Raw genomic sequence first — 4,951 nt, forward strand, 5'->3', positions numbered from 1 at the left:
ACATTCCCAGTTCCTGCCTGGAGGGTGAGTTGATGAGTTCCGTTCACCGTTCGCTGAAAGGTGATATTCCCCTCACCGGGTCCTGTATTCAATGTGACATCGGCAGCGAGTTTGACATTGCCATCCAGGACAATATCGGTCCCGTCAGTTTCAATTCCGGCAGCGAGTTCAATGTCGTTGGCAAAAAAGGTGAAATCAGCCCCCAGGTTGCCGCGTAGCAGTCCTAATAAGGAGATAATTCCGTTGCCGCTTTGGAAGAAAAAGGACTGGTTAGACAGGGTGAGTGGGGCGATGGAGATTAACCCGGTACTATCAACCCGCCCGATGGTAATTTGTGTGAATCCCGGTTGAAATAGATTCAGTTCGGCGAGGGAGAGGTTCAGGGCATTATTGCTAGATGTTCCCCCAATTTGAATAGTGCGATCGCTAGAACCGGGGGATAAAAATGCCAACCCAGTCCCACTAATTACACCGCCAAACTGCATCTCGTTGGCAGTTAGACTCAAATTGCCTGTCCCAGCGTTGAGAGTATTATTAAAGGAGAGACTGCCCGTTCCAGCGGAGATTTCTGGGTTGCCCGTTAAGGTAATGGGGCTATTAAAACTTATATTTTGGTTGGTAGTGGTGAGATTATTTCCCAGGATGACGGATCCGGTTCCGGTTTGGGAAAACAATCCGGCAAGATTTACTAATCCAGCAAGGTTGAGGGTTCCGCTATTGTTAATCGCCAGCGTTCCTCCAGCAGTGGTGTTGACAGTATTTAGGGTGATGTTACTGCCGGTGAGATTTATTCCCCCGCTACCGACGTTTAAATTAGCGGTTTCCAGGATTCCCCCGGCGATCGTCAGTTGAGTTAAGGGGAAAATACCCCCGAGGGTTTGAGTGAACCGCACATTTCCGGTTCCTGCTGTCAGAGTCAGGGGAAAAGTTCCATCCACTGCCCCGGCGAAGTTAATCGGACCATTGCCAATCTGGGTATTGATGGTTACCGGGGATGCCAGGGTAGTGGGTGCATTCACCGTCACCCCATTGATGCCCTGGGTGGTAATATTCCCGGTGAGTTGGGCAGTGTTGGTACTATTAAGGGTGAGGGAGGAGATGGGGGTAATATTTCCGATCGCCGGGAGGGTAACCGTCCCATTTCCGGAAGTCACGGTTAGGGGAAAGTTGCCATTGACTGCCCCGGTTAAGGCTACTGTCCCATTGCCGGTACTACTATTAAGGGTGACGGGTCCCGTTAAATTAATTCCTCCAGTTCCGGCGATCGTCACTCCATCCGGACCATTGGTGGTAATGGCATTCCCCAGGGTAGCAATCCCTCCGGTAGTTACCGTGAGTGAGGATAATGGCGTAATATCTCCCACTGCCCCAGATAAGGCAACGGTTCCATTGGTGGAAGTCACTGTCAGGGGTTGTGCGCCATTTGCCCCCGCTAAGGTAATGCCGCCGTTTCCCGATTGAATGGTGGTGGGAACAGTTAAGGATAAATTAGCACTAGAAATCGCGCCATTGCCATCTATCCGCCCAATTGTCAGGGAAGTAAATCCTTGGAATGCAGCTAAATCAGCAGCAGTAATATCTAATGTTCCCACACCGATTTCCGTGGCATCGCCCAAGGCGACTGGGGTATTGACGTTAGCGGGTTGCAGGGTAAGTAATCCGGTTCCCGTTACAGTTCCGCCAAAACTGAGTTCATCCCCGGTTAAGGTGAGGTTGCCCGGAGTGGTGACATTGTTTCCATAGACTTGTCCCACTGCCCCAGTCGTGGTAACATTCCCATTGAGTTGAGTTGTTCCCCCAGCATTCGTCGTCAGACTGGTGGCATTGATGGGTCCGCCAAACTGGGTAATCCCGGTACTATTCGCCGTTAAATCCCCGATTGGGGTGACCCCGCCAATTTCTCCGGTGATGCTAATCTCCCCAATTCCCGCATCTAAGGTTAGGGATTGATTCCCATTCACCTGTCCGGTGAGGGTAATTTCACCATCCCCTGAAGTGAGGATAACGGGATTGAGTCCCAATGTGACATCTCCCTGAATGGCGATCGGTTGGTTCACCGTGGTGAGATTAGAATTGAGAGTGGTTGCACCTTGCAGGGTAATCGAACCAATATCGACTGCCTCAATCGGACTATTGACATTAATTGCGCCATTGGGCGATCGCACTGTTAGAGGCGCATCAATCGGGTTCTCAAAACTATCCAGAGTGACTGTCCCAGTCCCATTCTCCCGTCCGATCGTCACCGACTCAAACCCCGAATTGAGTTGCCCAATTTGAAACTGGGTTAACGTTAAACTGTTTGGTATAATAGTTAGGGCATTAATAGCAATATTAGTATCTGGTGTACTCGGTTGCAGCAGTAACATTCCCCCATTATTACTGACTCCCGACCCTTCTATGGGTAACTCTATCTGATTCCCCGTTAGTTCAACATTCCCCCCACTGTTGAGTTCAGAACTACTAGAGTCTAAAATGTTGCTGACAGTGACAATCGTCCCAGCATTCACCACAATATTCCCGCCTGTACCCGCAGTTCCATCAAAGGAGTCAGCATTAGATCTAATTGTCGAGGTATTCACAAACCCATTCAGTGCCTCTACAAGAATCTCTCCACCATTGCCAACAATCCCCAGGTCCGTAATGGTCGAAGAATTCAGAGTTTGAACAGTTATATTGCCCGTTGTACTCCTCACCTCAATCCGTCCCCCATTACTCGCCCCCATATCGAACGAGTAAGAACTGGTAGCAATGTTTGTGAGATTAATATCCGTCAGCGCACTGATTGTAACTGCACCGCCATTTCCGGCCATTCCTTCACCCTGTAGGGGATTCGTTCCCGCCAAGAGTTCCCCCCCAGTAATACTGCCGTTCGTGGCATTTAAAGTAATTGCACCCCCGTCAGTCGGGGCAAAATCAATTCCCGTATTGATATTTCCAACCACGATACTTGCACCGGAAATGGATACACTTCTCCCCGGTGCCGAGATCGTATTTTGGGTATTCTGCATCAAAAATGAGCCAGTTCCACTCCCATCCGCATCTGCCACAAAGCTAATCTCACCCGTTCCCGCTTCAAACCGGAGTTCCCCATTATATGCCAAGTCTTCAATGATGATATCATTAGTCGCCTCTAGGATAATATCTCCATTCCCAGGCAAAGTTTCTAAAACGAATTTCGAGATAGTATAGCTTGCTGTCCCCCCATCTTCGGCAAAAATTGCCCCTTCCGGGTCTCCGGGATTGGGGACCCCCTCACTTAACTGGGGATCATCCGCTGCACCAGTGGCACTCACAATGATGATATTTTCTGGATCAAGGAGCAATGTGCCTAAACTTCCATTGGGCGCACTTAGATCCACTGACCCGCGAAAAATCAGGTTTTTCTTGCCCGATACTTCTACAAATCCCCCATTTTGGGGTTCATCCGTTGCCTCGACCCCTCCGCGCGCATTGATTGTCCCCCGGAATGTGGTGGTATCATCCGCCCAAATAATCACGCGACCCCCATCTCCCTGGGAGAGGGCATCGGCAGAAATAATCGAATCCCGACTCACCAAAGTATCCGAGGCATTAGGAATCGGACCTTGACCCTGATACTCACCCCCCACCAGGACCGTACCACCGCCATCTATGCCTGAAGCGTCTATATGGGCACCGACAACGGCAACCCGTTCTCCCAATACCTGGACTGTCCCGCCCGCTTCTCCCGTGACATTAAGTTCACCGGAGGCAACGGCATCCCCAAATTCCACCGGAACCTGGGAGTGTGAACCTGTGAGGGCGATCGTGCCATCGGGATTCACCTGCACCTGATTGGCATGACTCACGCCACTCCCAGTTAAGAGTTCCGGCAAACTCATGGGGGTGAGTTGGGACGTGAGGGGAGTCTCATCAGAGGGAGTCACTTCTAAACTCAGCACATGATTAGCTTGAAAAATTCTAACGCGACTCTCTCCCGGAACTGCTGCAACGGTAATATTTCCCCCGGGAGAAGCAAGCGTCCCGGCATTTAATACTGTACCCCCCAATAGGGTTAAATTCTGCCCTGGATTGAGGGTTAAGTTGCCTAAATTAGCAATTACTCCCGGTTGGGAAATCTCAAAGGCAAACTGACTCGGCGTTCCAATTAAATTTCCCCAGTTATTTTCTCCCACTGCCTGGAACCAATCATTCCCGAACCCAATTCCTGTGGCGGTGGTGGCGGTAAATGAAGCGGGGACATTTAAAGAGGCATTGGGACCGAATAAAATCCCGGCAGGATTCATTAAAAATAAATTAGAATTGCCCCCGGTGATTTGAATGAGTCCATTAATAATTGAAGCATCTCCACCCGTGACTCGTCCGAGGATATTTTGAATCTCTGGAGAAGATAAAAAATTGGCAACTTGACCCGAATCTAGGCCAAATTGCTCAAAACTATGGAATAAATTGGTGCGATCGCCCGACAGGGTTCCGCCTGTAATATTAAACTGATTCCCCTCGGGGTTAACTGTCGTATTTGTCCCATCGGCAGCAGGGGCGATGGGTTGTGCAAAACTGGTGGTTCCATTCAACACCGATGAGAGCACCAGTGCGATCGGTATCATACTGAATTTGTTCATCTTATAGCCCTAGTAAAAATCACCCAAACCGAAATAAATTGGCGATCGCAACCCCAGTCCCTTTCCAGTCTTATCCACAGGCATCTCGGACAAGATTCGTCCTAATGGAGTTTACCCTTCGTCACTGGAAAAGCTCAGGTCAATTGGCAGCACCACGGAAACCGTCGTTTCTTGATTAGGGATGCTCTTAATGGTTAATTTTCCCCCATATAATTCCCAGCAGTTCTCCTCGGATGCCCGTAACTGCTAATCGCCCCACATGGTGCTGCTGCATCTTCAGCAGAGCAATCCACAAGGAATCCTCGGGACTAATGGCAAACACTGGCGAGCTCATTATATGCTCGACGGGG

At 49.8% G+C, this 4,951-nt stretch carries 2 protein-coding genes; both read right to left on the minus strand.

Translation table 11 applies throughout. The annotated features are described in order from the left end of the window. Positions 1 to 4,601: beta strand repeat-containing protein (locus J0895_RS06600; protein ID WP_207087314.1), on the minus strand; the 4,601-nt coding region annotated here is incomplete at its 3' end. Between the two features lie 187 nt (positions 4,602 to 4,788). After that, on the minus strand, positions 4,789 to 4,935 hold the full coding sequence (locus J0895_RS26930) for a CBS domain-containing protein (protein WP_422894314.1): 147 nt from the start codon (positions 4,933 to 4,935) through the stop codon (positions 4,789 to 4,791). Positions 4,936 to 4,951 lie beyond the last annotated feature (16 nt).

It is taken from the genome of Phormidium pseudopriestleyi FRX01, from assembly GCF_017313335.1.
Taxonomy (GTDB): Bacteria; Cyanobacteriota; Cyanobacteriia; order Cyanobacteriales; family Laspinemataceae; genus Laspinema; species Laspinema pseudopriestleyi.